Genomic DNA, 25,796 nt, shown 5'->3' with positions numbered 1-25,796 from the left:
GGCCCTTCCTCACCACGTGGCGGCGCGCGCCGGTCAGCCGGCCTCGACGATCATGCCGGCGCCGACCGTGCGGTTGGTGGCCTCGTCGATGATGACGAAGCCGCCCGTGGTGCGGTTGCGCCGGTATTCGTCGGCCAGCAGCGGGACGGTGGTGCGCAGCCGCACCCGGCCGATCTCGTTGAGCTTCAGCTCGCCGGCCGTCTCGTCACGGTGCAGCGAGTTGATGTCCAGCCGGTAGTGCAGCCCGCGCACGATCGCCCGGGCCGAACGGGTGGTGTGCTTGATGGCGTACCGGCCGCCGACCTGGAGCGGGCGGCTCTCGTCCATCCAGCAGATCATCGCCTCGATGTCCTGCGCGACGGCCGGGGCGTTGTTCGGCCGGCAGATCATGTCGCCGCGCGAGATGTCGATCTCGTCGGCCAGCCGGACGGTGACCGACATCGGCGGGAACGCCTCGTCCACCGGGCCGTCGGCGGTCTCCACGGCGGCGATCCGGCTGGTGAAGCCCGAGGGCAGCACCATCACCTCGTCGCCGGCCTTGAGCACGCCCGAGGCCACCTGGCCCGCGTAGCCCCGGTAGTCGGTGACGGTGGTGGACTGCGGCCGGATCACGTACTGCACCGGGAAGCGGACGTCGACCAGGTTGCGGTCGGACGCGATGTGCACCCGCTCCAGGTGGTGCAGCAGCGACGGGCCCTCGTACCAGGGCATGTTCTCCGAGCGGGTGACGATGTTGTCGCCCTGCAGCGCGGAGATCGGCACCACGGTCAGATCCGGCGCGTCGAGCTTCGCGGCGAACGCGGTGAACTCGTCGGCGATCCGCTCGAACACCTCCTGCGACCAGTCGACCAGGTCCATCTTGTTCACGCAGAGGACCAGGTGCGGCACCCGCAGCAGCGAGCAGAGGAACGCGTGCCGGCGGGACTGCTCCACCAGGCCCTTGCGCGCATCCACCAGGATCAGCGCCAGGTCGGCGGTGGAGGCGCCGGTGACCATGTTCCGGGTGTACTGGATGTGCCCCGGGGTGTCGGCGATGATGAACTTCCGCCGCGGCGTGGCGAAGTAGCGGTACGCCACGTCGATGGTGATGCCCTGCTCCCGCTCGGCGCGCAGGCCGTCGGTGAGCAGCGCCAGGTTGGTGTACTCGTCGCCCCGGGCCGCGCTGACCGCCTCGACGGCGGCGAGCTGGTCGGTGAAGAGCGACTTCGTGTCGTACAGCAGCCGGCCGATCAGGGTCGACTTGCCGTCGTCGACGCTGCCCGCGGTGGCGAACCGCAGCAGGTCCATCTGCCGGGCCTCCGGCCCGGCCCCGGCGGCAGCCGCGCCGTCCGTCGCGTCTGGTGCCAGCGTCTCTGCACCCATCAGAAGTAGCCCTCCCGCTTGCGGTCCTCCATGGCGGCCTCGCTGACCCGGTCGTCGCCGCGGGTCGCGCCGCGCTCGGTGATCCGGGTCGCGGCCACTTCCTCGATCACCTTCTCCACCGTGTCGGCGTCCGAGCGGACCGCCGCGGTGCAGGAGGCGTCACCCACGGTCCGGTACCGCACCTGGGCCTTGAACGGCTGCTCGCCGGCGCGGGCGCGGAAGAACTCGTTGACCGCGTAGTACATGCCGTCGCGCTCGATCACCTCGCGCTGGTGCGCGTAGTAGATCGAGGGCAGCGGGATCCGCTCCCGGGCGATGTAGTGCCAGACATCCAGCTCGGTCCAGTTGGAGAGCGGGAACACCCGGATCGACTCGCCCGGGTGGTGCCGCCCGTTGTAGAGCGCCCACAGCTCGGGGCGCTGGTTCTTCGGGTCCCACTGGCCGAACTCGTCGCGGAAGCTGAACACCCGCTCCTTGGCGCGGGCCTTCTCCTCGTCCCGGCGGGCGCCGCCGAACAGCGCGTCGAAGCGGTGCTTCTCCACCGCGTCGAGCAGCACCGGGGTCTGGATCCGGTTGCGCATGCCGTCGGCCGACTCGCGCACCAGCCCCTTGGTGAGGGCCTCCGGCACGCTGGCCACGATGAGCTGGAGACCCAGCTCGGCGACGCGCTGGTCCCGGTATTCGAGAACCTCGGGGAAGTTGTGCCCGGTGTCGACGTGCATCACCGGGAAGGGAATGTTGGCCGGGGCGAACGCCTTCTGGGCCAACCGGAGCATCACGATCGAGTCCTTGCCGCCGGAGAAGAGAAGCACGGGGCGCTCCATCTCGGCGACGACCTCGCGCATCACGAAGATGCTCTCCGCCTCGAGCGCGTCCAGATGGGACACCTGGTACGCGGCGGGGGCCGTCATGACACGAACTCGATTCGCTCGGATCCGCACATCGGGATTCCAGACCTTTCCGGTCGGACTCGTGAAGAAGAACGCTCAGGCTACCCGGAATGCCTCTGCAGCGCTGCAAGCAACCGGCTGGCGAGATCCTTGCGGCAGACCAGCAGGTCGGGCAGGCGTGGGTCGGCCTCGTTGTATTTCAGCGCAGATCCGTCGATCCGGGAAGCGTGCAGTCCGGTGGCCGTCGCCACAGCGACCGGAGCGGCCGAGTCCCACTCGTACTGACCGCCCGCGTGGATGTACGCGTCGACCTCGCCGGTCACCACAGCGGCGATCTTCGCGCCCGCCGAGCCCATCGGAACCAGATGCGCGCCGATGTCCTCTGCCAGATCGGTCAGGAAAACCGGCGGACGGCTACGACTGGCCGCCAACCGGATGGTCCTGCCGCCGCCCGCCGTGGCGGCCTCCAGGGTCATCGGCGGGTACGCCGGCGGGTAGTCCGTGCCCAGCACCCGGTGCTGCGCCGGCAGCCCCACCGCGCCCGCGACGAGACCGTGCGGCGTCGGTGCGCTGCGCGACCAGAGCGCCACGTGCACCGCCCAGTCCGAGCGGCCCTCCTCGGCGAACTCCCGGGTGCCGTCCAATGGGTCGATGATCCACACCCGGTCCGCGTTCAGCCGGGACACCGCATCGCTGCTCACCTCGGCCGTCCAGGCCAGCCGGGAACCCTCGTCCTCCTCCGACAGCACCGCGTCCGCCGGCCGCCACTTCGCCAGCTCGGTGCGGATCAGATCGTGCGAGACCTTGTCCCCGGCCGACTTCAGCGCCCCCGCGTCGGCGAAGCCCAGCTCCGCGCGCAGACCCACCAGCGCCTGCCCGGCCCGCGCCGCCAACCACCGGGCGAACGCGCTGTCGATCATCGGAGGACTGCCCATGGTGTTCCCGCTCCCGTCGCCCACCTTCGCACGTCAGAAGGCGCAGACTACCGGCTCGGGCCCGACCCGCCCGGCATGCCCCGCCCGGCGCCTCAGGTGCCGTGGTAGAGGTTCTGCGTCGGCTCCACGCCCTTGGTGACCACCGACTCCACCACGTCCGCCGCCCGGTCCACCAGGAACTCCAGCTCCTTGCGCTCGGCGGCGGAGAAGTCCGACAGCACGTAGTCAGCCGGGTCCTGCCGGCCCGGCGGCCGGCCGATGCCGAACCGCACCCGCACGTAGTCCTTGGTGCCCAGCGACTTCGACATCGAGCGCAGGCCGTTGTGGCCGCCCTCGCCGCCGCCGCACTTCACCCGCAGCTGACCGTAGGGGATGTCCAGCTCGTCGTGCACCGCGATCACCCGCCCCGGCGGGATCTTGTGGAACTGCGCCAGCGCGACCACGGGGCCGCCGGAGAGGTTCATGTAGGTCAGCGGCTTCACCAGCACCAGCTTCGGGCCGCCGAAACCCAGCCGCCCCTCGGCCACCTCGCCCACCGCCCGCTTGTGCCGGCCGAACGTGGCGCCCACCCGGCCCGCCAGCAGCTCCGCCACCATGAAGCCGACGTTGTGCCGGTTGCCCGCGTACTCCCGGCCCGGGTTGCCCAGGCCGACCACCAGCCACGGCCCCGCCTCGTCCGTCACGCCACGTCCCTTCCGCTCTGCCCGCCGACCCGTCCCCGATAGGCCGACAGGCGCCCCCGGGAACCGGGGACGCCTGTCGCACAGCCTGCGAAACCGATCAGGCCTCGGTCTTCGGCTCCTCGGCAGCCGGCTCGCCCTCGGCCGGAGCACCCTCCGGAGCCTCGGCGGTCTCCTCGCCGACCTCGGCCTCGGCCTCCTCCTCGGCGACCTCGACCTCGGGGAGGGTGGCCTCGAGCTGCTCGGCGGTCGGGGCGGCGGTCACCGAGGCGACCTGCAGCTCCCCGTCCGCGACCAGCTCGACACCGGCCGGCAGCGTCACGTCGGCGGCGGTGATCTGGGTGCCGGCCTCAGCGCCCTCGATCGACGCCTCCAGGTGGTCCGGCACCTTGGTGGCGTCGGCGGTCACCGTGAGCGTGTCGTGGTCGTGCACGATCAGGGTGTCCTTGGCGGCCTCACCGGTCAGCTGGACCGGGACCTCGACGGTGACCGTCTCGCCGCGGCGGACCAGCAGCAGGTCCACGTGCTCGAAGGTGTCCTTGATCGGGTCACGCTGGATCGCCTTCGGCAGCGCCAGCACCTGGGTGCCGTCGCTGACCTCGATCGCGAAGAGCTGGTTCGCACCGCCCTTGCGGATCGCGGCGGCGAACTCACGCGCCGGGAGCGCGATGTGCTTGGGCTTCTCGCCGTGGCCGTACAGCACGGCGGGCACCTTGCCGGCCCGGCGGGTACGACGGGCACCACCCTTGCCGAACTCGGTACGGGGCTCGGCGCTGATCTTTACCTCGGACACGGGGAAACTCCTGATGCTTCGCTGCGGCGGCTTGTCGACTGGCGGTGCTGGGCGAGGGGCTCGCTGGGGCTCAACGTCATGAACGACCGCCCGGAGCACCGCGTCGATGACGGCGCCTCCGTGCGGTGCTTTTCAGCAGCCCGCCGGGCACCCTCGCCATGGCAACCGCACCAGTCTACCCGAGCGATTTCCGAGCTATCCGGCAGTCCCCATATCACCGCCGGCGACACCGTGACGGCCACTTCCCCGACCGGCGACGACCCTCTCGGACGGCCGCCGCCGGCGGGGCGCGGAACTCAGCTCAGGCCACCGAACAGGGTGGTCACCGAACCGTCGTCGAAGACCTCCCGGATCGCCCGGGCCAGCAGCGGGGCGATCGACAGCACGGTCAGCTTGTCGAGCTGCTTCTCCGGCGGCAACGGCAGCGTGTTGGTCACCACGACCTCGCTGATCGGGCTGTTCTTCAACCGCTCGGTCGCCGGGTCCGACAGCAGCGCGTGGGTAGAGGCCACCACGATCTCCGCCGCGCCCGACTCCTTCAGGATGTCGGCCGCCTTGCTGATCGTGCCACCGGTGTCGATCATGTCGTCGACGATCAGGCAGACCCGACCCTCGACCTCGCCGACCACCCGGTTCGCCACCACCTGGTTCGGCTTCAGCGGATCCCGGGTCTTGTGGATGAACGCCAGCGGGCAGCCACCCAGCCGGTCCGTCCACCGCTCCGCCACCCGCACGCGACCCGAGTCCGGCGCCACCACCGTCATGGGCCGGCCCGCGTACTTGTGCTCCACGTACTCGGCCAGCACGTCCATGGCGAACAGGTGGTCCACCGGGCCGTCGAAGAAGCCCTGGATCTGCGCGGTGTGCAGGTCGACCGTCAGGATCCGGTTCGCGCCCGCGGTCTTCAGCAGATCGGCCACCAGCCGGGCCGAGATCGGCTCCCGGCCGCGGTGCTTCTTGTCCTGCCGCGAGTAGGGGTAGAACGGCAGGACCACGGTGATCCGCTTGGCCGAACCGCGCTTCAGCGCGTCGACCATGATCAGGGTTTCCATCACCCAGGTGTTGACCCCGTGCGTCACGGACTGCACCACGAAGGCGTCCGAACCGCGTACCGAGTCCTTGAAACGTACGAAGATCTCCCCGTTGGCGAAATCGTACGAGTCGGAGGGGGTCGGCGCGACGCCGAGCACCTCACCGATCTCCTTGGCCAGCTCCGGAAAACCCCGTCCGGAGAAGAGCATCAGGCTCTTGCGGTTTTCGGCGACGATGCTGCCCATGGGCCCGTCTGCTCCCGTATGTCGGTGGTTCCCGGCGGCGGTGAGCCGGGGACTATTCGGTTGCAGTATCCCCCGCGTTCACCGGTCCTCCCACGGTCTCCGGCCCCCCGTGGATTCAGTCACCTTCGCTTGCGGCCCCGGCCCCGTCCGACGCACCCTCGCCGGCCCGCTGCGCCGCCTCCGCGGCCGCCGTGCCGGACCGCTTGCGCAGCACCCAGCCCTCGACGTTGCGCTGCTGACCCCGGGCCACCGCCATGGCGCCCGCCGGCACATCCGAGATGATCACCGAGCCCGCCGCCGTGTACGCCCCGTCGCCCACCCGCACCGGCGCCACGAACATGTTGTCCGCCCCGGTACGCGCGTGACTGCCGATCGTGGTGTGGTGCTTCTTCACCCCGTCGTAGTTGACGAACACCGTCGCGGCGCCGATGTTGCTGTGCTCGCCGATCGTCGCGTCCCCCACGTACGACAGGTGCGGCACCTTGGAACCCTCGCCGATGGCGGCCTTCTTCGTCTCCACGAACGTGCCGACCTTCGCCTTGCGGCCCAGCCGCGACTCCGGCCGCAGGTACGCGTACGGCCCGACGCTGGCCTCCGGGCCCACCTCGGCGCCCACCGCATGGCTGCGCACCACGCTCGCGCCCGCACCCACCGTCGTGTCCACCAGCGTCGTGTCCGGGCCGACCAGCGCGCCCTCGCCGACCACCGTGGCGCCCTGCAGCTGGGTGTTCTGGTCGATCACCGCGTCCCGCTCGACGGTCACCGTCACGTCGATCCACGTGGTGTGCGGGTCCAGGATGCTCACCCCGGTCCGCATCCAGCCCTCGTTCACCCGGTCCCGCAGCAGCCGGCGCAGCGCGGCCAGCTCGACCCGGTCGTTGCAGCCCAGCGTCTCCACGTGGTCGGCGGCGCAGTGCACCGCCACCGGCTCCCCCGCGTCCCGGAGCAGGCCGAACACGTCGGTGAGGTACTCCTCGCCCTGCTCGTTGTCGGTGGAGAGCTTGCCCAGCGCGTCCCGCAGCCGCGCCACGTCGAACGCGTAGATGCCCGCGTTGATCTCCCGAAGCGAGCGCTGCTCCGGGGTGGCGTCGCGCTCCTCGACGATCTGCGCCAGCCGCCCCTCGGCGTCCCGGACGATCCGGCCCAGGCCGGTCGGGTCGGGCACCTCGGCGGCCAGCACGGTCGCCGCCGCGCCGGCGCCCTCGTGCGCCTCGACCAGGGCCGCCACGGTCTCCGGCCGCAGCAGCGGCACATCCCCGTTGATCACGACGACCGTGCCGGCAACCTCCGGAACCGCGTCCAGCGCGATCCGGACCGCGTGCCCGGTGCCGAGCTGACGCTCCTGGAGCACCGGGGTGGCCGCCGGGGCGATCTCGGCCAGGTGCGCGCGCACCTGGTCGGCGCCGTGGCCGACCACGACCACCTGACGGTCCGCGCCGAGCGGCGCGGCCGCGGCCAGCACGTGACCGAGCAGGGTACGACCGAGCAGCGGGTGCAGCACCTTGGGCAGGGACGACTTCATCCGCTTGCCCTCACCGGCGGCGAGCACGACAACAGTGCGGAGGTGGGGCTCGGACACGACGTGGCTCCCGTCGGGACGGCGACAGTCTCGCGGCCATGCTAACCACGCGACTGCCTGCAATTCGCATCCGGTCACACAAATGCCGTCATCACGCATGCGATCCGACGGGCGAGCTGGGGTGCCTGGATTCGAACCAGGAGCTCAAGGCTCCAAAGGCCTGCGGGTTGCCATTACCCCACACCCCATTGCCGTGTCAAGACCTACGGCCCCTCATTTCGGGTCCGCGTATCGTCCGCGATCCGGAACAGCTCGGCGATCATACCTTCGATTCGCCAGTAGAGCGCACGGCTGCGGGGCACGGTGATCACCAGACAGCCGTGGTAGTCGTCGCCGGTGTTCCGGCGCACCGTGCTCGGGTTGTGCCGCTTGAGCACCGACCGCCGGAACCGGTCTGGCGGCAACCGAAGCCGTTCCGCCCACCAACGGACCGCCGCCTCGGCGTCGGCCGACTCATGGATGCTCACCCGGTAGGTCGGTACCGTCGGGTCGACGCCGCACACCTCGAGGAACCGGAGGAAGAGCGCCAGCAGGCCGGGATCGCTGTTGACGAACTGCATCGTCACCGTCCGGCGCCACGGCTTCGACTTGGCCCCCTCGCACCAGTAGATCGCCGCCCCGAGCACCAGCAGGTCGCGATCGTCGAGCGCGCCGACCACGCTGGCGGCCCGCTCGTGTTCCGCCGCCTGGGCCGCGTCCCGCGCCTCCCGGTACGCACCCCAGCGGGCGTCCGTCATCGCCTTCGAATGCGCCTGCCGCCGCTCGGCCGTCGCCTCGTCCGGGTTCAACGGCAGGTGCCGCACCCACTGGTAGGCGGTCGACTTTGCGACGCCGAGCTGCGCCGCGATCTCGTCGACCGACCGCCCCGCGGCCCGTAGCCGCTCGGCTTCGGCGCGCGCCGCGTCGCGGGCCCGGGGGCGCCGGGTCCACTCGGGTGGCGGGACGCCGCGCAGCAGCGCGTACGCCCGGTCGCGGCCGATGCCCAGGCGGGCCCGGATCTGCGCGACGGAGAGCTGTTCCTCGACGCGCAGGCGGCGCGCCTCGGCGGCGAGCGGGTCGGTCACTCCGGCAGGTTAGGACGGGCGTACGACAGGTCCGGCCATTGACGAAGTGACGTGTCCGCTGCGATCTAGCCCGTTCCTGGTTACGGTGACGTAGGCGTAGGCCCGTACCACCTGGGAGGTGCCATGTCGACCACCCTGAGCGGCCCGGACAGCGGCCCGAAGCCCCTCACCCAGGGCCACCAGTCCCCCGGCATCCTGATCGCCCTGTGGGCCTTCGTGGTCGTCCCGTTCCTCGCCCTGCTGGCCGCCGTGCCGGTGGCCTGGGGCGGCTGGTTGGGCTGGACCGACGTGGTGGTGGCCGGGTTCTGGTACGTGCTGTCCGGCCTCGGCATCACGGTCGGCTACCACCGCTACTTCACCCACGGGTCGTTCAAGGCGAAACCGTGGCTGCGGGCGGCCCTGGCGGTGGCGGGTTCGTTCGCCGTGCAGGGCGAGATCATCCAGTGGGTGGCCGATCACCGGCGGCACCACGCGTTCTCCGACCAGGAGGGCGACCCGCACTCACCGTGGCGGTTCGGGGAGAGCATCGGCGGGCTGACCAAGGGGCTGTTCCACGCGCACGTCGGCTGGCTGTTCAACCGGGAGTTGTCGAACCGAAAGCGGTTCGCCCCGGATCTGCTCGCCGATCCGATCACCCGCCGCGTCGACCGGCTGTTCCCGGTGCTGGTGGTGGTCTCGGTGCTGGGGCCGGCGGCGATGGGCGGGCTGCTCACCGGGTCGTGGCAGGGCGCGCTGACCGCGTTCTTCTGGGGTGGGCTGGTCCGGATCGCGCTGCTGCACCACGTCACCTGGTCGATCAACTCGGTGTGCCACGTCTACGGTGAGCGCCCGTTCGCCGTGCGGCAGGGCGACCGGGCGTCGAATTTCTGGCCGTTGGCGTTGCTGTCGTTCGGGGAGAGCTGGCACAACCTGCACCACGCCGAGCCGACCAGCGCGCGGCACGGGGTGTTGCGCGGGCAGGTCGATCCGTCGGCGCGGGTGATCTGGCTGCTGGAGAAGGTCGGGGCGGCCTGGTCGGTGCGGTGGCCGAAACCGGAGCGGATCACGGCGAAGCTGGTGGAGCCGGGGCGGGTGCGCGGCCGGCCGGCGCGGTAACCGGTCGATCGGCGGGGGCCGGGTTTGGCAGGATGGGCCGGGTGACCGACGTTCCCGGCAGCGACGCCAGCACCGCCCGCCCCCGGCGGGCCGTCCCGGCGGCGAAGCCTTCCCGGGTACGGATGTCCGCGACCCAGCGGCGCGAGCAGTTGATCTCGATCGCCCGGCAGATCTTCGCCGAGCGCGGGTTCGACGCCACCTCGATCGAGGAGGTGTCCGCCCGGGCGAAGGTTTCCAAGCCGGTGGTCTACGAGCACTTCGGCGGCAAGGAAGGGCTCTACGCGGTGGTGGTGGACCGGGAGGTCCGCTCGTTGCTGGACCGGATCACCACGGCGTTGACGGCGGGGCATCCGCGGGAGTTGCTGGAGCAGGCGGCGTTGACCCTGCTGACGTACATCGAGGAGGAGACCAGCGGGTTCCGGGTGCTGGTCCGGGAGTCGCCGTTGATGTCGGCGACGGGCAACTTCAGCAGCGTGATGAACGACGTGGCGCACCAGGTGGAGCACATCCTGGGGGCGGAGTTCTCCAGCCGGGGTTACGACCCGAAGCTGGCGGAGCTGTACTCGCAGGCGCTGGTGGGCATGGTGGCGTTGACCGGGCGCTGGTGGTTGGAGGTGCGCAAGCCGCGGAAGGAGACGGTGGCGGCGCACCTGGTGAACCTGGCCTGGAACGGCCTGTCGCACCTGGAGGCGAAGCCGGGTCTGATCACCGTCCGCAAGCGGGGCTGAGCCAGGGCTCAGCGGTGGGTCTCGGCGACGGGGTGGTTGCGGCGGCGCCGTTCCTCGGCGGCGTGCTCGTCGGTGCCGACCTTGTCGTAGAGGCCGGTGGCGAGCAGGACCAGCCCGAACACCAGCGAGACGAGGACGGTGGACATCGAGAAGTTGAGGAAGTTCGCCGAGGTCTGCAGCACGGCCATCATGAGGATGCCGGTGGCCAGGAAGACCGCCCCGGCGGTCAGGTTCATGTAGTGGCCGAGGTTGCCGCGGCGGGACGCGCCGATCATCAGGAAGGCGCCGAAGAGCACGGAGACCAGGGAGAACGCCAGGTTGGTGCGGAGGCCGAGGGCCGTGGTGTTCTCCCGGCTGAAGAGTCCGTCGCCCCAGGTCTCGAAGACCCCGTAGACGCCGAAGACCAGGATGTAGAGGCCGATGAGTCCGGACAGCACCCGGTAGAGCGGCCGTGCGGGGTGGTTCACCGGGAAGTGCGCCATGGGAGCCTCCGGTCGACTGACTGCTTTGGCGCAATTGTCCCCCGAGCCGCCCGCTCCCGTCCCTGGAAAACGCCGAAGGCCCGGCGGGCGCCGGGCCTTCGGGGGGTGGCTGCGGGTCAGAGCACCAGCCGGGCCTTCTGCCAGGCCTCGTGCTCGTCGTCGGTGCCGACCTTGCCGTACATGCCGACCATCAGGAGCACCAGGGAGAGGGTGAGCACCACGATGTCGGTCATGATCGAGAAGTTGAAGATGTTGGCGTCGGTGTGCAGGAACGCCAACTCGGCCAGGCCGAAGACCATCAGGACGTAGGCCAGCCACTGGTTGATCGCCACGTCGAGGTTGCGGCCGATCGCGGTGCCGACCAGGATCGCGGCGCCGAGCAGGATCGCGAGCATCGAGAAGCCGAGGTTGGTGCCCTGGCCGAGGATCTTGGTGTCGTCCTGGGCGAGGACGTCGTTGCCGGCGCTGGCGATGATGCCGAGCACGCCGAAGACGACGAAGTACAGACCAACGAGCCCGCCGATCGCCCGGTAGACAGGCCGCGCGGGGTGGTTGACGGGGGTGTGGGCCATCTGTGCGTCTCCAAGACCGAACGGAAGAGGGTCGCCTGCGATTGTCCCGCACGCCCGTCAGTGACGCCGCACACCCCCCACCACCCCGGGTGGGGTCAGCCGGCCGGCAGTTCCTCGGCGAGGGCCAGCCAGGTCTCCTCGGTGCGGTCCCGCTCGGCCCGGACCTCCTTGAGCTGGGCGTCCAGCTCGGCGACCTTGGCGTAGTCGGTGGCGTTCGCGGCGAGCCGCTCGTGCAGCGTCGCCTCCTTCTGTTCGAGCTTGGCGATCTGCCGTTCCAGCCGGCTGAGCTCCTTCTTGGCGGTGCGTACGTCGGCGGCGGACATGCCCTCCCGGGCCGGGGCGCCCGCGGCCGGGGTGAGATCCGCGGGCGCGGGGCCGCCGAGCGCGGCGGCGCGGGCCAGGTACTCGTCGACGCCGCCGGGGAGGTGCACCAGCCGGCCGTCGCCGAACATCCCGTACGCCACGTCGGTGACCCGCTCGATCAGGTAGCGGTCGTGGCTGGCCACGACGATCGTGCCGGGCCAGGAGTCGAGCAGGTCCTCCAGCGCGGCGAGGGTGTCGGTGTCCAGGTCGTTCGTGGGCTCGTCGAGGAGGAGCACGTTGGGCTCGCCGGCGAGCAGCCGCAGCATCTGGAGCCGGCGGCGCTCGCCGCCGGAGAGGTCGCTGACCGGGGTCCAGAGCCGCCGGTCGTCGAAGCCGAAGACCTCGGCGAGCTGGGCGGCGCTGATCTCCCGGTCGCCGAGCTGGACCCGCCGGGCCACCTCCTCGACGGCTTCGAGGACGCGCAGGTGGCCGGGGAGTTCGGCGAGTTCCTGGGAGAGGAACGCGGGGCGTACGGTCTGCCCGGCGGCGAACCGCCCGCCGTCGGGGCGGGTCACTCCGGCGAGCATCCGCAGCAGGGTGGTCTTGCCGGCGCCGTTGCGGCCCAGGACGGCGACGCGGTCGCCGGGGCCGACCTGCCAGGTGATGTCGTGCAGGATCTCCTTCGGGCCGGCGTGCAGGGTGACCTGCTCGAGGTCGTACACCTGCTTGCCGAGCCGGGCGGTGGCGAGCCGTTGCAGCGACGTGGTGTCGCGCGGTTCCGGCACGTCGGCGATGAGCGCGTTGGCGGCGTCGATCCGGAACTTCGGCTTGGAGGTACGCGCGGGCGGGCCGCGGCGCAGCCAGGCGATCTCCTTGCGGAGCAGGTTCTGCCGGCGGGCCTCGGTGGCGGCGGCGACGCGCTGCCGCTCGACGCGGGCCAGGGTCCAGGCGGCGAAGCCGCCGTCGTAGGCCCGGACGGTCTGGTCGGCGACCTCCCAGGTGGTGGTGCAGACGGCGTCGAGGAACCAGCGGTCGTGGGTGACCACGACGAGCGCGCCCTTGCGGGTGACGAGGTGCCGGGCCAGCCAGTCGACGCCGCCGACGTCGAGGTGGTTGGTGGGCTCGTCGAGGATGAGCAGGTCGGTGTCGCGGACCAGCAGGGCGGCGAGCGCGACGCGGCGGCGTTCGCCGCCGGACATCGTCCCGACCGGCGCGTCGAGGCCGAGGTGGGGCATGCCGAGGCCGTCGAGGATGGCGCGGACGCCGGCGTCGCCGGCCCATTCGTGCTCGGCGCCCATGCTCTCGCCGAGCCAGGCGGTGCCGAGCACCACGTCCCGGACGGTGGCCTCGGGCGCGAGGTCCAGGTTCTGCGGCAGCCAGGAGACCCGCAGGTCGCGGCGGTGGGTGACGCGACCGTCGTCGGGCTCCTCCTGCTTGGCGAGCAGGCGCAGCAGGGTGGACTTGCCGGCGCCGTTGAGGCCGACGACGCCGACCCGGTCGGCGTCGTCGAGGCCGAGCGAGACGTCGGTGAGCAGCGGCCCGGCGGCGCCGTACCCCTTGGACACCCGGTCCAGGTTGACGATGTTGGCCACGAACCCACCTTTCATGATCAAGGCGCCCCGGTGCCCGGGACGCCCGCATCAAGGGTACGCGGGCCCCCCGGCCACGGGATCGCTCGACCGGCGGGGCTCAGACGACGCGGGCGCCGGGGACCGGGCCGTGGGCGACCCGCGCGTCCCGGCAGACGCCGGCGGCGGACAGGTCGGCGGCGATCCGGCCGGCGTGCGCCTCATCGGTGGCGAGGAAGACGCAGGTCGGGCCGGAGCCGGAGACGAGGCCGGCGAGCGCCCCGGCCGCCTCCCCGGCCTTGAGCGTCTCGGCCAGCGACGGGCGCATGGTCAGCGCGGCGGCCTGGAGGTCGTTGCCGAGGGCGGCGGCGAGCACCCGCGGGTCGCGCTGGCGCAGCGCGCCCAGCAGCGTGTCGGTGCTGCCCAGCGGCTCGCCCGCGGTGCCGGCGTCGCGGAGCCGGTCCAGCTCCCGGTAGGCGGCCGGGGTGGAGAGGCCGCCGTCGGCGACGGCCACCACCCAGTGCCAGGAGGTGGGGCGGGCCAGCACGGGGCTGACCGCCTCGCCCCGCCCGGTGCCCAGCGCGGTGCCGCCGTGGATCAGGAACGGCACGTCGGAGCCGAGGTCGGCGGCGATCCCGGCCAGTTCGTCGCGGGACAGCCCGGTGCCCCAGAGCGCGTCGCAGGCGACCAGCGCGGCGGCCGCGTCGGCGCTGCCCCCGGCCAGCCCGCCGGCGAGCGGGATCTGCTTGCGCAGGTGCAGCCGGGCGTGCGGCAGGACGCCCGCGTAGCCGGCGAGGGCGTGGGCTGCCCGGATCACCAGGTTGGAGTCGTCGAGGGCCAGCTCGCCGGCGCCCTCGCCCTCCATGGTGAGGGTCAGCGTGTCGCCCCGGCGGGCGGTCAGCTCGTCGTAGATGGAGATCGCGTGGTAAACGGTGTTCAGCTCGTGGTAGCCGTCCCGGCGCAGCGGCCCCACCCCGAGGTGCAGGTTGACCTTGGCCGGCACCCGCACCTTCACCGGGCCGCTGGCCCCGCGCCGCTGCCCGTCCTCGTCCGGTCGCCAGGCCTCGGTCACGGGGCGATGTCCCGCGGTCGCAGGCGGATGTCGAACGGCTTCTGCACGGTCAGCTCCTCGGCGGGGTCGGCAACGGCGCCAGCCTACTGGGCGACGGCGGAAGCGGCCGGGGCCGACGCGGCGATGGCGGCGAACTGCTCCACGGTGAGTGACTCGCCGCGCGCGCCGGGGTCGACACCGGCGGCGGTGAGCGCCGCGGCGGCCCGGTCCGCGCCGCCGGCCCAGCCCGCGAGGGCGGCGCGCAGGGTCTTGCGGCGCTGCGCGAACGCCGCGTCGACCACCGCGAAGACAGCCTCCCGGGGTACGTCGGCGCGGGGCGGTTCGCGCCGGGTGAAGGCGACCAGTCCGGAGTCGACGTTCGGCACCGGCCAGAAGACGTTCGGCGGCACCTTGCCGGCGGCCCGGGAGCGGGCGTACCAGGCGAGTTTGACCGACGGGATGCCGTACACCTTGGAGCCGGGACCGGCGACGAGCCGGTCGGCGACCTCCTTCTGCACCATCACCAGGCCGTGGCGCAGGGTGGGCAGCTCGGCGAGCAGGTGCAGCACCACCGGCACGGCCACGTTGTAGGGCAGATTCGCCACCAGCGCGGTCGGCGCCGGGTCGGTCAGCTGGGCGGCGGTGATCCGCAGCGCGTCGGCGGCGTGCACGGTGAGCCGGGCGGCGTCCGGGCCGGCGAACCGGGCGGCGGTCTCCGGCAGCGCCGCGGCCAGGGCCGGGTCGAGTTCGACGGCGTGCACGTGCGCGGCGACCGGGAGCAGGGCCAGGGTGAGCGAACCGAGGCCGGGGCCGACCTCCAGCGCCACGTCGTCCGGGGCGAGCCCGGCGGTGGTGACGATCCGGCGCACCGTGTTGGGGTCGTGCACGAAGTTCTGGCCGAGCTTCTTGGTCGGCGTCACGCCGAGCCGCGCGGCGAGTTCCCGGATCTCCGCCGGGCCGAGGAGGCCGGTCACGCCGGGCATCCTTTCACCACGGCCCGAAGGCGCGTTCGCCGGTCGCGGAGATCGCCGCGCACAGCTCGTCGAGGTCGGCCCCGGTGGTCTCGGCCAGGAACCGCACGGTCAACGGGATGAGGTACGACGCGTTCGGCCGCCCCCGGTGCGGCATCGGGGTCAGGTACGGCGCGTCCGTCTCCACGAGCAGCTGCCCGGGCGGGGTGACGGCGGCGGCCTCGCGGAGCGCCGTGGCGCTGCCGAAGGTGACCGTGCCGGCGAAGCTGAGCAGGTAGCCCCGGCGGACGCACTCGCGGGCGAAGTCGGCGTCGCCGGAGAAGCAGTGCAGCACCACGGTGTCCGGGGCAGCCTCGTCGTCGAGGATCCGCAGCACGTCGGCGTGCGCGTCCCGGTCGTGGATGACCAGCGCCTTGCCGTACCGCTTGGCGATGGCGATGTGCGCCCGGAAGCTCTCCTCCTGCGCGGCCCGCCCCTCGTCGCCGGTGCGGAAGAAGTCCATGCCGGTCTCGCCGATGCCGCGCACACGGTCCCGGCCGGCGAGCGCCTCGATCTCGCGCAGCGCCGTGTCCAGGTCGGCCAGGCGGGGCGCCTCGTTTGGGTGCAGCGCCACGGTGGCCAGCACCGCGCCGTAGCGCTCGGCGACGTCGGCGCCCCACCGGGACGACTCGACGTCGACGCCGACCTGCACCAGCCGGTCCACGCCGACGCCGGCGGCCACCGCGATCGCCGCCGCCACCGGGTCGTCGGCCGGCCCGCCTGAGCCGCCGTTCGCTCGCGACTGCGGGGCTCGCCACCCCGGCTCGCTCCTCGCGCTCCCCAGGGGCACGCCGTATTCGCTGACCGTGATGTCGAGGTGGGTGTGGCTGTCCAGCACGGGCACCGCCAACGCCTCCGGGGCGGGCGGGAACTCACCGGCCCGGCGGGCGGCGCGCTGCTTACGGGATTCGGTCTGCTCGCTCATCGCGGCCAGCATCACACACCGCCGGGGGCCGGCGTTTCCGGACCGCCACCGACTGTTCACGTGCAGCACATCTGTCGCGCCTACGGTCCGGTGCGTGACCGTCACTCCTCAGGCCAACGAGGCCGCCCCCGAGCGGACCGGGCTGCGCGTGACGTACGACGGCCGCGTCCACCCGGCGGAGGAGATCGCCCGGGGCGCGGCGTACGAGCTGTTCAGCGCCGACGAGGCGCCCGGGTTCGAGTGGGCGCCCCGGCCCGGGGTGGCGTACCCGTGGCGGAAGTTCGTGCACGTCACCGAGGTGAGCGCGGTGCACGGGGCGGCTGAGCCGACGGAGGACGTCGACCCGCCGCTGCTGATGCCGCTGCACCGGGAGCACGGCTGGGCGTACCTGCACCAGCTCAGCCAGCAGCCGGGCGCGGCCGGCGACCCGACCCTCGCGGCGGCGCGCGGCTCGGCGCTGATCCGGCCGGGCACCCGGATGGTGAAGGTGCTCTCCGCCCGCCAGCTCGCCGGCTACGTGCGGGGCTGGCTGCCGCACGGCTTCTGCCACCGGGAACACGACGTGGCGCACCTGCGCACCCCGGCGGGCATGGCGGTGCTGCGCGGCGACTCGGAGGGCGGCGACGTGGCGTACGCGCTGCGCTGGCGCGCCACCGATCCGGCCGACTACGACGTGCCGGTCGGTCCGGCGTACCAGGGGCTGACGGCGCTGCCCTCGCGGGACCGGCTCGGACCCGCGGTGCTGGGCACCGGGTTCGTGCCGAGCAACACCCAACTCGTCCCGGAGTTCGTCACCCGCGACTTCGCCGACCTGCCGATGCCGGCGAACGCCACCCTGCTCGCCTACCCGGCGGAGGGGGTGGAGGTGGTGCTCTACACCTACCAGGCGGAGCAGCGTGGCTGGCTGCGCATGGTCGGCCCGCAGTGGCGGCACCTGCTCGCCGCGGTGCCCGGCCTCTCCCCCGACCAGGAGTACGTGCCGACCGGCGACGCACCCCGCTCCACCCAGCTCGTCGGCGGGTACGGCGGCACCGAGTACGAGGCGGTGGCCGACCAGCCCGGCGGGTTCCGGGTGCTGGCGATGACCCGGGCGGCCCGCTACCCGGTGGAGTCGGCGGCCCGCCGGCTGCGCTACGCCGCCTGGCGCGGGGTGCCCTGCCTGGTGCTCCGGGAGGAGGCGGGCTGGCTGCGGCTGCGGCTGTGCCGGCCGGATCCGGACGCGGTGGCCACGACCGGGGCACAGTGCCACGAGCGGGGCGTCTACGAGACGTGGGCGCCGGGCGCCGAGCTGACCGACGACCGGGTGGTGGATCTGCCGTACCGGACGGCATAACCGGAGGCGGGTCGGGAATGCGCGGGCGTCCGAGACGCACGCAAGGGGAGAGAACCCGACATGCCTTTCGTCACCGTCGGTACGGAGAATTCCGCACCCATCGACCTCTACTACGAGGATCACGGCTCCGGCCAGCCGATCGTCCTGATCCACGGCTTCCCGTTCAACGGGGCGACCTGGGAGAAGATGGCCAATCCGCTGCTCGCCGCCGGCTACCGGGTGATCACGTACGACCGGCGCGGATTCGGCAACTCCGCCCAACCGGCGTTCGGCTACGACTACAACACCTTCTCGGCCGACCTCGACGTGCTGATGACCGAACTGGACCTGCGCAACGCGATCCTGATCGGGCACTCGATGGGCACCGGCGAGGTGACCCGCTACCTCGGCGCGTACGGGTCGGACCGGGTGGACCGGGCGGTGCTGATGGCCCCGTTGGCGCCGTTCCTGCTGAAGACGGCCGACAATCCGGAAGGGGTCGACCAGAGCCTGTTCGACGGGTTCAAGGCGGCCATCATCCAGGACCGGTTCGCCTACCTCACCCAGTTCTGCGACGCGTTCTTCAACTACAGAGAGAACAAGGGCAAGTGGGTGAGCGAGGAGGCGTACCGGGCGCACTGGCAGATCGGGGCGCGGGCGTCCGCGAAGGGCACCCACGACAGCGTCGACGCCTGGCTGACGGACTTCCGGGGCGACCTGCCGAACATCAACCTGCCGGTGCTGATCATCCAGGGCGACAAGGACAACGTGCTGCCGTTCCCGGCCACGGGTCAGCGGCTGCAGAACATGCTGTCCGACTGCCGGCTGGTCACCCTCAAGGGGGCGCCGCACGGCACGCCGTGGACGCACCCCACCGAGGTCAACAAGGCGATCATGGAGTTCATCGGCGCGCCCCAGATGGCCCGCGCCTGAGCCACCGACGACGGCGGCCCCGGGGGACATCCCCCGGGGCCGCGTCGCGCGTGTCGGCTCAGCCGGCCAGCCGGGCCAGCTCCTCGTCGACGATCGACGGCTCGAGCTTGCGGAACACCGGCTTCGGCGCCGCGAGCGGCCGGCCCGCCTCCAGGGGTACGGACTCCCAGCGCGCCCCGACCGTGTAGTCGCCGGTCAGCACCGGGTACGCCGGCCCGCCGTCGAGGTCCTCGACCTGCTCGATCACCGGCATCGGCGCGTGCACCCCGGTGCCGCCGAGCAGCTCGTGAATCTTCTGGGCGGAGTGCGGCAGGAACGGGGTGAGCAGGGTGTTGGCGTCGCTGACCACCTGGAGGGCGACGTGCAGGATGGTGCCCATCCGGGGCTTGTCGTCCTCGCCCTTGAGCTTCCAGGGCGCCTGCTCGGACAGGTACTTGTTGGCCTCCGCGACGACCTTCATGGCCTCGCCGATGGCCTGCTTCTGCCGGTGCCGGGCGATCAGGTCGCCGACGGTGGCGAAGCCGGCCTTCGCGGTGTCCAGCAGGGCCCGGTCGGCCTCGGTGAGCCCGGCCGGGTCGACCGGCGGGATCGCGCCGAAGTTCTTCGCCGCCATCGAGATGGACCGGTTGACCAGGTTGCCCCAGCCGGCGACCAGCTCGTCGTTGTTGCGGCGGAGGAACTCGGCCCAGGTGAAGTCGGTGTCGTTGCTCTCCGGGCCGGCCACCGCGATGAAGTAGCGCAGCGCGTCGGCGTCGTACCGCGCCAGGAAGTCCCGGACGTAGATGACGACCTTGCGGGAGGACGAGAACTTGCGCCCCTCCATGGTCAGGTATTCGCTGGAGACCACCTCGGTGGGCAGGTTGAGCCGGCCCAGCCGGCCCGGCTCGCCGTCCCGCGAGCCCTCGCCGGAGTAGCCGCCGAGCAGCGCCGGCCAGATCACCGAGTGGAAAACGATGTTGTCCTTGCCCATGAAGTAGTAGCCGCGGGCGTCCTTGCCCTCGCCGTCGGCGGACCACCACTTCCGCCACGCTTCCGGGTCGCCGGTGCGCCGGGCCCACTCGATGGAGGCGGACAGGTAGCCGATGACCGCGTCGAACCAGACGTAGATCCGCTTGTCGGGCCGGTCGCGCCAGCCGTCGAGCGGGATCGGCACGCCCCACTCCAGGTCGCGGGTGATGGCCCGCGGCTGGAGGTCGTCGAGCAGGTTGCGGGAGAACCGGAGCACGTTGGGGCGCCAGCCCTCCCGGTTGTCCAGCCACTGCCGCAGCGCGTCGGCCAGGGCGGGCAGGTCCAGGAAGAAGTGCTCGGTCTCCACGAACTCCGGCGTCTCGCCGTTGATCTTCGACTTGGGGTTGATCAGGTCGATCGGGTCGAGCTGGTTGCCGCAGTTGTCGCACTGGTCGCCGCGGGCGCTGTCGTAGCCGCAGATCGGGCAGGTGCCCTCGATGTAGCGGTCGGGCAGGGTCCGGCCGGTGGACGGGGAGATCGCCCCGGTGGTGACCTTGGGGACGATGTAGCCGTTGCGGTGCAGGCCCTCGAACAGCTCCTGCACCACCGCGTAGTGGTTGCGGGCGGTGGTCCGGGTGAACAGGTCGTACGACAGGCCGAGCGCCCGCAGGTCCTCGGCGATCACCCGGTTGTAGCGGTCGGCCAGCTCGCGCGGGCTGACCCCCTCGGCGTCGGCCTGCACCTGGATCGGGGTGCCGTGCTCGTCGGTGCCGGAGACCATGAGCACGTCGTGACCGGCCATCCGCATGTACCGGGCGAAGACGTCGGAGGGAACGCCGAATCCGGATACGTGGCCGATGTGGCGCGGGCCGTTGGCGTAGGGCCAGGCGACCGCGGCGAGAACGTGACTCATGAGCGCCAAGCCTAGTGATTGCCGCGGGGCACCGGCGAACCAATAGGGCGCGTCCCACGCGCCGACCCCGGCCGTACGCCCGATTTGTCGCCGACACGCGGCCTGAGCTGCCCGGCGGCCCCGGCCCGCCGGTGTGAAATGAACGGCGTGACCAGCAGACCAGCGGCGCCCGGGCAGGGTCGGCCCTCCTCCGCGCCCCCGGCCGAGGAGGCCGCGCCGCGGCGCCCGGCGCGCGGCACGTCGGTGGCTCCCCAGCCCCGGCTGGACCCGGCGGACCCGCCCGTCGAGGTGGAACCGACCACCGGGGCGCCGGTGGACGCCGTCCCGCGCCGGGTGCCGGTCCGGCAACCGCGCTGGCACCGCCGATCCGCCGCCGACGGCGGGACCGCCTGGGCGCCGATCGAGGAGGTGCACTGGGACGGCACCCCGCTGCGGGAGGAGCCGCACCGCCGGTCCCGCCGGTGGCCGGTCCGCCGGTCGGCGTCCCGGCGCGACCGGGCCCGCCCGGCCCGTCCCGCGGACCCGGTCACCGGCCTGTCCGTGCTGCTGTCGCTGAGCCTGCTGGCCGCGTTCTTCGCCTGGGTGAGCGCCGGGCCGCTCTGGCTGGCCGTGGGGCACGGCACGAGCGGCACCGCCGTGATCACCGATTGCAGCGGCGGCGGGCTGACCCAGCGCTGCCGGGGTCTCTTCCTGGCCGACGGCGAGCGCTTCCTGGCCCACGGCGTCCGGGTCAGCGGGGTGCCGGCCGACCGCAGCGCCACCGGCTCGGTGCTGCCCGCCCGGATGACCAAGCCGGCCGGCGGCACGGCCTACGCGGACGCCGGCGCCGGCCGGCACCTGCGCTGGCTGCTCGGGCTGCTGCTGGTGGCCGGTTGCGCCGCCGGCATCGCCCGGTGGACCGGCGCCACCCGGCTGCCGGACCCCCGGCACCGCCGCTGGGCGGTGGGCGTGGCGCTGGCCGGCCCGCTGCTGATCACCGTCGGTTTCCTGGCCGCGGCCTGGTAGCCGCGTCAGGACGGGCCACCTCCTCTACCGGAGGCGTTGACAGGGGCCCCTTCCGTTCAGCTGTGCACGACCGTGTAGACCTCACGGCGGCGCAGCCCGTACTCGGTGGCCACCTCGGTGACGGCGTCGCGCCGGGACAGCCCGGCCGCCTCCCGCGCGGCCACCGCGGCGCGCAGTGTGTCGTCGTCGGGGCGGACGGCCGCGGCCGGCGGCGCCCCGGCCACGACCAGGGTGATCTCGCCGCGCGGCTCGCCCGCCGCGGCCCACTCGGCCAGCTCGCCGAGCGGCCGGCGGACGACCTCCTCGTACGTCTTCGTCAGCTCGCGGCACAGCGCGGCGGGCCGGTCCGGGCCGAACGCCTCGGCCATGTCGGCCAACGCACCGGCGATCCGGTGCGGCGCCTCGAAGAGCACCAGGGTGCGCTCCTCGGCGGCCAGCGCGCGCAGCCGGGACCGGCGGGCGCCGGGCGTGCGGGGCAGGAAGCCCTCGAAGCAGAACCGGTCACACGGCAGCCCGGACAGCGCCAGGGCGGTGGTCACGGCGCTCGGCCCCGGGGCCGCGGTGACCGGGACGCCGGCGTCGAGGGCGGCCCGGACCAGCCGGTAGCCGGGGTCGGAGACGCTGGGCATGCCGCCGTCGGTGACCAGCGCGACGGTGTAGCCGGCGGCGAGCACGTCGACCAGTTCGGGGGTGCGCCGCTCCTCGTTGCCCTCGAAGTAGGAGACGATCCGGCCCGGCACGGTGACCGCCAGGTCGCGGGCCAGCCGGGTGAGCCGGCGGGTGTCCTCGGCGGCGACCACGTCGGCGGCGGCGAGCACCTCGCGGAACCGGGCGGACGCGTCGGCCGGGTTGCCCAGCGGCGCACCGAGCAGCACCAGGCGACCAACCTCGGACATTTCACCCACGACATGCGCTCCTTCATCGACGGCCGTACCAATCTCGGAGACGACGGGCGCCACCGGGCACCTTCGCAGCCTACGATCGCCGGGTGACGAGTGCGTCGACAGCACAGAGCGCGAACGCGGGCGGGTCCGCCGTCGAGCCGACCAACGCCGACCAGGGCACGGGCCCCGCCACGAGTGGCGGCGGTGGCCGGATCCCGGCCGTCGTCCGGCGACGGCTCGACACCGTCGACGCCCGCCTCGACCGCGGGCGCGCCTGGCTGGCCACCGGGGTCGTGGTGGCGATCGCGGCGATCCTGCGCTTCGTCGGGCTGAGCGGTCCCAACGGGAAGATCTTCGACGAGGTCTACTACGCCCGTGACGCGTACGGGCTGATCGACCGCGGCGTCGAGTGGAACTACAAGGACAACGCCGCCTCGTACGTGGTGCACCCGCCGCTGGGCAAGTGGCTCATCGGCCTCGGCGAGTGGGCCTTCGGCTACCAGGACGCGGAGACGAAGATCTCCGTGCCGGGGCATCTGGTCACCACCGCCCCCGAGTTCGGCTGGCGCTTCGCGGCGGCCGTCGCCGGCACGCTGTCGGTGCTGCTGCTGGTGCGGATCGGCCGGCGGATGTTCCGCTCCACCACGCTGGGCTGCGCGGCCGGGCTGCTGCTCGCCCTGGACGGCTTCCACTTCGTGCTCTCCCGCACCGCGCTGCTCGACATCTTCCTGCTCCTGTTCGTGCTGGCCGCGTTCGGCGCGCTGGTGCTCGACCGGGACGCGCGGCGGCGGCGCTGGGCCCGGGCCCTGGAGGCGGGGCTCGACCCGACGCTGCCGGGGCGGGCGGGCCGGCCGCCGTCGACCTGGCGGGACTGGCCGTGGTGGCGGCTGGCCGCCGGGGTGCTGCTCGGCTGCGCGTGCGCGGTGAAGTGGAGCGGCCTCTACTTCGTCCCGGCCTTCGCGCTGCTGGTGCTCCTCTGGGAGGTCGGCATGCGCCGCTCGGCCGGGGTCCGCCGCCCGTGGCGGGACGCCCTGCTGGACGAGCTGCCCTGGCTGCTGGCGGCCGGCGTGCTGATGGTCGTCACCTACGTGCTCACCTGGTCGGGCTGGCTGCTCAGCGACGAGGGCTACTACCGCCTGGCCGACCGCTACCCGAACACCCCGGGGCTGAGCGACACCCCGGTCATCGGGCCGCTGATCAACCTGTGGGAATACCACCGGGCCGCGTACGGCTTCCACACCCAGCTCGACGACCCGCACAAGTACCAGTCCTGGCCGTGGCAGTGGCTGCTGCTCGGCCGGCCGGTCGCCTTCTACTGGTCCGGCGACGGCAACTGCGGCGCGCCGAGCTGCGCCTCGGAGATCCTGCTGCTGGGCACCCCGCTGCTGTGGTGGTCGTTCCTGCCGGCGCTGGCCGGGACGGTCTGGCTCGGGCTGGCCCGGCGCGACTGGCGGGCCGGAGCCATCCTGCTCAGCGTGGCCGCCGGCCTGCTGCCCTGGTTCTGGTTCGCCCTCGACGGCCGCACGATGTTCTCCTTCTACGCCGCGCCGGCGGTGCCGTTCCTGGTGCTCGCGGTGGTCTACGTGCTCGGCGCGATCATCTCCCCCGCGCCGGCCGCCGGCACGGCGGCGCCACCGAGCGCCGAGGACGCCTCCGACCGCCGCCTGGTCGGCGGGATCGTCGCGGGCGCGTACGTGCTGCTGGTCGCGCTCTGTTTCGGCTACTTCTACCCGATCTTCGTGGGCCGGCTGATGGCCTACGCGGACTGGTCCGCCCGGATGTGGCTGGACGGTCGCTGGATCTAGACCGGCGCGGCCCGGCGGGGCACCCGCCGGGCCGGAAAACCGGTTGCGATCACGAGCCCGTCGGCCTGCGGCGGCATCGGATACGAAAAAGCGCGCCCCGATCGCCTGCCACGGGGGAAGCGGGCGATTGGGGCGCGCAAGACAGAGCTTAACCACAGTGCGGCAGTGGCACAACCGGTCGGCCCTGGTCAGATTTCCGACGAATGCGCCACCCCACAAAAGGTTTACATCGGGCACCTCACGGTGGGTCACCCTGCGGAAACGTAACGAATTCCCTACCATTTGCCGACGCCTGGGCGACCCGCCCACAACTCCTGATCATGCCACCTGCCGCATCGATCGATCTCGACAACCGGACCCGGATGATCTTCCACAGTGGATCTCACTACACTTCGCCCGGTGATCAACAAGAGACGATCGGCGGCCGTCCTGATCGGACTGCTGGCGACGACCGCGCTGATCGGTCCGCCGCCCGCCGCAGCCGACGACGAGACCGCCGAACCCCCCGCCGAGCCGCCCAAGGTCGAACTCGTCCTGGACGTCAGCGGCTCGATGCGGGCCCGGGACATCGACGGGCGCAGCCGGATCTCCGTCGCCCAGCAGGCGTTCAACGAGGTGGTCGACGCGCTGCCGGACGAGACCCAGCTCGGCATCCGGGTGCTCGGCGCCACCTACCGGGGCGAGGACAAGAAGCAGGGCTGCCGGGACACCCAGCAGATCGTGCCGGTCGGCCCCGTCGACCGTACGCAGGCCAAGGCGGCCGTCGCCACCCTGCGCCCGACCGGCTTCACCCCGGTGGGGCTCGCCCTCCGCTCCGCCGCGCAGGACCTGGGCACCGGCAGCACCGCGCGCCGGATCGTGCTGATCACCGACGGCGAGGACACCTGCGCGCCGCCCGACCCCTGCCAGGTGGCCCGCGAGCTGGCCGCCCAGGGCACCAGGCTGGTCGTCGACACGCTCGGTCTGGCCCCCGACGAGAAGGTCCGCCGGCAGCTGCTCTGCATCGCCGGGGCGACCGGCGGGACGTACACCGCGGCGCAGAGCGCCGACGAGCTGACCGGGCGGATCAAGCAGCTGGTGGACCGGGCCCGGGACACGTACACCGCCACCCCGACCGTGGTCGGCGGTTCGGCTGAGTGCGACGGCGCGCCGCTACTCGCCCCCGGCGTCTACACCGACCGGGAGGCGTTCGCCGAGCACCGCTGGTACCGGGTACCGGTACGCGCCGGGCAGGAGCTGCGGGCCTCGGTCAGCGTCGCGCTGGACCGGCCGGTGAACCCGGACTACGGCGTGCTGCTGCGGGCCACCGCTCCGGACGGGCGGGAACTGGTCCGGGGTGTCGACGCCGGCAGCGGGCGTACCGACGTGGTCTCGGCCGGGCTGCGCTGGTCGGCCGCCGAGGAGGAGAGCCCCGATCCCGTCCCGAGCGGGGTGCAGCCGGCGCGGACCGTATGCCTGGTGGTGAGCAACTCCTTCGCGCCGCGCGCCGGCACCCAGGTCACCCCCGGCATGCCCGTGGAGCTGACCGTGGACGTGGTCGCCGCGTCCCCCGCCCCGGACGGGCCGGACCTCGGCCGCGGCTGGGCGCTGCTGCTCCTGCTCACGCTTGCGGGGCTGGCCACCGGGCTGGTCGCCGGGCTGCTCACCCGCTGGTGGGTGGCCACCTGGAGGGAGAACTGAGC

The 25,796-nt window shown here is 72.7% G+C and carries 22 protein-coding genes, 1 tRNA gene and 1 pseudogene; 7 read left to right on the top strand and 17 right to left on the bottom strand.

All coding sequences use genetic code 11. The features are described from left to right. Positions 1 to 33: 33 nt before the first annotated feature. From ACFYPD_RS28130 to ACFYPD_RS28090, 9 genes and pseudogenes are all read right to left on the bottom strand, one after another. The gene (locus ACFYPD_RS28130) at positions 34 to 1,287 is read right to left on the bottom strand and encodes a sulfate adenylyltransferase subunit 1 (RefSeq protein ID WP_387119986.1); all 1,254 of its coding nucleotides are present in this window, start codon (positions 1,285 to 1,287) and stop codon (positions 34 to 36) included. A gap of 74 nt (positions 1,288 to 1,361) precedes the next feature. Continuing rightward, positions 1,362 to 2,273 (bottom strand): sulfate adenylyltransferase subunit CysD, encoded by a 912-nt coding sequence (gene cysD, locus ACFYPD_RS28125; protein ID WP_387119722.1) that lies wholly within the window; start codon positions 2,271 to 2,273, stop codon positions 1,362 to 1,364. An 80-nt stretch (positions 2,274 to 2,353) separates the two neighbouring features. Next, entirely contained in the window at positions 2,354 to 3,187 is an 834-nt protein-coding gene (locus ACFYPD_RS28120) for an inositol monophosphatase family protein (protein WP_387119719.1), read from the bottom strand. A 92-nt stretch (positions 3,188 to 3,279) separates the two neighbouring features. Continuing rightward, the gene (pth, locus tag ACFYPD_RS28115; RefSeq protein WP_387119717.1) at positions 3,280 to 3,870 is read right to left on the bottom strand and encodes an aminoacyl-tRNA hydrolase; all 591 of its coding nucleotides are present in this window, start codon (positions 3,868 to 3,870) and stop codon (positions 3,280 to 3,282) included. 97 nt (positions 3,871 to 3,967) lie between these two features. Continuing rightward, positions 3,968 to 4,660 carry a 50S ribosomal protein L25/general stress protein Ctc gene (locus tag ACFYPD_RS28110; protein WP_387119714.1) on the bottom strand — a complete coding sequence of 231 codons (693 nt, stop codon included), beginning with the start codon at positions 4,658 to 4,660 and terminating at the stop codon, positions 3,968 to 3,970. Positions 4,661 to 4,956: 296 nt separating this feature from the next. Next, entirely contained in the window at positions 4,957 to 5,937 is a 981-nt protein-coding gene (locus ACFYPD_RS28105; protein ID WP_262287165.1) for a ribose-phosphate diphosphokinase, read from the bottom strand. 52 nt (positions 5,938 to 5,989) lie between these two features. Continuing rightward, positions 5,990 to 7,516, bottom strand: a pseudogene (gene glmU, locus ACFYPD_RS28100) (bifunctional UDP-N-acetylglucosamine diphosphorylase/glucosamine-1-phosphate N-acetyltransferase GlmU). A gap of 116 nt (positions 7,517 to 7,632) precedes the next feature. Then, positions 7,633 to 7,704 (bottom strand) — tRNA-Gln (locus ACFYPD_RS28095). A gap of 15 nt (positions 7,705 to 7,719) precedes the next feature. After that, entirely contained in the window at positions 7,720 to 8,580 is an 861-nt protein-coding gene (locus ACFYPD_RS28090) for a helix-turn-helix domain-containing protein (protein ID WP_387119713.1), read from the bottom strand. Between the two features lie 123 nt (positions 8,581 to 8,703). Here ACFYPD_RS28090 and ACFYPD_RS28085 point away from each other — a divergent pair, with 123 nt between their 5' ends. Continuing rightward, positions 8,704 to 9,675, top strand: a complete 972-nt coding sequence (locus tag ACFYPD_RS28085) for an acyl-CoA desaturase (protein ID WP_387119710.1) — start codon at positions 8,704 to 8,706, stop codon at positions 9,673 to 9,675. Positions 9,676 to 9,716: 41 nt separating this feature from the next. After that, on the top strand, positions 9,717 to 10,403 hold the full coding sequence (locus tag ACFYPD_RS28080; RefSeq protein WP_387119707.1) for a TetR family transcriptional regulator: 687 nt from the start codon (positions 9,717 to 9,719) through the stop codon (positions 10,401 to 10,403). Between the two features lie 8 nt (positions 10,404 to 10,411). Here ACFYPD_RS28080 and ACFYPD_RS28075 read toward each other — a convergent pair whose 3' ends face one another. From ACFYPD_RS28075 to ACFYPD_RS28050, 6 genes are all read right to left on the bottom strand, one after another. Beyond that, positions 10,412 to 10,885, bottom strand: coding sequence for a DUF4383 domain-containing protein (locus ACFYPD_RS28075; RefSeq protein ID WP_387119704.1), 474 nt, complete (start codon positions 10,883 to 10,885; stop codon positions 10,412 to 10,414). A 116-nt stretch (positions 10,886 to 11,001) separates the two neighbouring features. Continuing rightward, complete coding sequence (locus ACFYPD_RS28070; protein WP_387119701.1) at positions 11,002 to 11,457, bottom strand: DUF4383 domain-containing protein; 456 nt, start codon at positions 11,455 to 11,457, stop codon at positions 11,002 to 11,004. Positions 11,458 to 11,552: 95 nt separating this feature from the next. Continuing rightward, entirely contained in the window at positions 11,553 to 13,352 is a 1,800-nt protein-coding gene (locus ACFYPD_RS28065; protein ID WP_387119698.1) for an ABC-F family ATP-binding cassette domain-containing protein, read from the bottom strand. Between the two features lie 97 nt (positions 13,353 to 13,449). Continuing rightward, the gene (locus tag ACFYPD_RS28060) at positions 13,450 to 14,400 is read right to left on the bottom strand and encodes a 4-(cytidine 5'-diphospho)-2-C-methyl-D-erythritol kinase (protein ID WP_387119695.1); all 951 of its coding nucleotides are present in this window, start codon (positions 14,398 to 14,400) and stop codon (positions 13,450 to 13,452) included. Between the two features lie 83 nt (positions 14,401 to 14,483). After that, positions 14,484 to 15,353 (bottom strand): 16S rRNA (adenine(1518)-N(6)/adenine(1519)-N(6))-dimethyltransferase RsmA, encoded by an 870-nt coding sequence (gene rsmA, locus ACFYPD_RS28055; RefSeq protein ID WP_387119692.1) that lies wholly within the window; start codon positions 15,351 to 15,353, stop codon positions 14,484 to 14,486. Between the two features lie 13 nt (positions 15,354 to 15,366). Then, entirely contained in the window at positions 15,367 to 16,326 is a 960-nt protein-coding gene (locus tag ACFYPD_RS28050; protein ID WP_387119689.1) for a TatD family hydrolase, read from the bottom strand. A gap of 82 nt (positions 16,327 to 16,408) precedes the next feature. Here ACFYPD_RS28050 and ACFYPD_RS28045 point away from each other — a divergent pair, with 82 nt between their 5' ends. Further along, on the top strand, positions 16,409 to 17,647 hold the full coding sequence (locus tag ACFYPD_RS28045; RefSeq protein ID WP_387119686.1) for a hypothetical protein: 1,239 nt from the start codon (positions 16,409 to 16,411) through the stop codon (positions 17,645 to 17,647). Positions 17,648 to 17,707: 60 nt separating this feature from the next. Next, on the top strand, positions 17,708 to 18,559 hold the full coding sequence (locus ACFYPD_RS28040; protein WP_387119683.1) for an alpha/beta fold hydrolase: 852 nt from the start codon (positions 17,708 to 17,710) through the stop codon (positions 18,557 to 18,559). Positions 18,560 to 18,617: 58 nt separating this feature from the next. On the opposite strand, the gene metG is transcribed toward ACFYPD_RS28040, so the two are convergent. After that, on the bottom strand, positions 18,618 to 20,420 hold the full coding sequence (gene metG, locus ACFYPD_RS28035) for a methionine--tRNA ligase (RefSeq protein WP_387119680.1): 1,803 nt from the start codon (positions 20,418 to 20,420) through the stop codon (positions 18,618 to 18,620). 138 nt (positions 20,421 to 20,558) lie between these two features. Here metG and ACFYPD_RS28030 point away from each other — a divergent pair, with 138 nt between their 5' ends. Next, the gene (locus ACFYPD_RS28030) at positions 20,559 to 21,425 is read left to right on the top strand and encodes a hypothetical protein (RefSeq protein WP_387119677.1); all 867 of its coding nucleotides are present in this window, start codon (positions 20,559 to 20,561) and stop codon (positions 21,423 to 21,425) included. A 56-nt stretch (positions 21,426 to 21,481) separates the two neighbouring features. Here the strand turns inward: ACFYPD_RS28030 and rsmI are convergent, their stop codons facing one another. Next, entirely contained in the window at positions 21,482 to 22,321 is an 840-nt protein-coding gene (rsmI, locus tag ACFYPD_RS28025; protein WP_387119983.1) for a 16S rRNA (cytidine(1402)-2'-O)-methyltransferase, read from the bottom strand. Positions 22,322 to 22,413: 92 nt separating this feature from the next. Between rsmI and ACFYPD_RS28020 the strand changes: the two genes are divergently transcribed. Further along, on the top strand, positions 22,414 to 24,114 hold the full coding sequence (locus ACFYPD_RS28020; protein ID WP_387119674.1) for a dolichyl-phosphate-mannose--protein mannosyltransferase: 1,701 nt from the start codon (positions 22,414 to 22,416) through the stop codon (positions 24,112 to 24,114). Positions 24,115 to 24,513: 399 nt separating this feature from the next. Continuing rightward, positions 24,514 to 25,794, top strand: coding sequence for a VWA domain-containing protein (locus tag ACFYPD_RS28015; RefSeq protein WP_387119671.1), 1,281 nt, complete (start codon positions 24,514 to 24,516; stop codon positions 25,792 to 25,794). Positions 25,795 to 25,796: the final 2 nt, after the last annotated feature.

The sequence above is a fragment of the Micromonospora sp. NPDC005299 genome (genome assembly GCF_042872345.1).
Lineage (GTDB): Bacteria > Actinomycetota > Actinomycetes > Mycobacteriales > Micromonosporaceae > Micromonospora.
This window is presented reverse-complemented; position numbering and strand designations above follow the sequence as displayed.

Coding starts and splice junctions, on each gene's coding strand:
- cysD (WP_387119722.1), bottom strand. CDS start 2,273: ATGACGGCCCCCGCCGCGTACCAGGTGTCCCATCTGGACGCGCTCGAG.
- ACFYPD_RS28120 (WP_387119719.1), bottom strand. CDS start 3,187: ATGGGCAGTCCTCCGATGATCGACAGCGCGTTCGCCCGGTGGTTGGCG.
- ACFYPD_RS28050 (WP_387119689.1), bottom strand. CDS start 16,326: ATGCTGGCCGCGATGAGCGAGCAGACCGAATCCCGTAAGCAGCGCGCC.
- ACFYPD_RS28085 (WP_387119710.1), top strand. CDS start 8,704: ATGTCGACCACCCTGAGCGGCCCGGACAGCGGCCCGAAGCCCCTCACC.
- ACFYPD_RS28130 (WP_387119986.1), bottom strand. CDS start 1,287: ATGGACCTGCTGCGGTTCGCCACCGCGGGCAGCGTCGACGACGGCAAG.
- ACFYPD_RS28105 (WP_262287165.1), bottom strand. CDS start 5,937: ATGGGCAGCATCGTCGCCGAAAACCGCAAGAGCCTGATGCTCTTCTCC.
- ACFYPD_RS28075 (WP_387119704.1), bottom strand. CDS start 10,885: ATGGCGCACTTCCCGGTGAACCACCCCGCACGGCCGCTCTACCGGGTG.
- ACFYPD_RS28070 (WP_387119701.1), bottom strand. CDS start 11,457: ATGGCCCACACCCCCGTCAACCACCCCGCGCGGCCTGTCTACCGGGCG.
- metG (WP_387119680.1), bottom strand. CDS start 20,420: ATGAGTCACGTTCTCGCCGCGGTCGCCTGGCCCTACGCCAACGGCCCG.
- ACFYPD_RS28030 (WP_387119677.1), top strand. CDS start 20,559: ATGAACGGCGTGACCAGCAGACCAGCGGCGCCCGGGCAGGGTCGGCCC.
- ACFYPD_RS28040 (WP_387119683.1), top strand. CDS start 17,708: ATGCCTTTCGTCACCGTCGGTACGGAGAATTCCGCACCCATCGACCTC.
- rsmI (WP_387119983.1), bottom strand. CDS start 22,321: ATGTCCGAGGTTGGTCGCCTGGTGCTGCTCGGTGCGCCGCTGGGCAAC.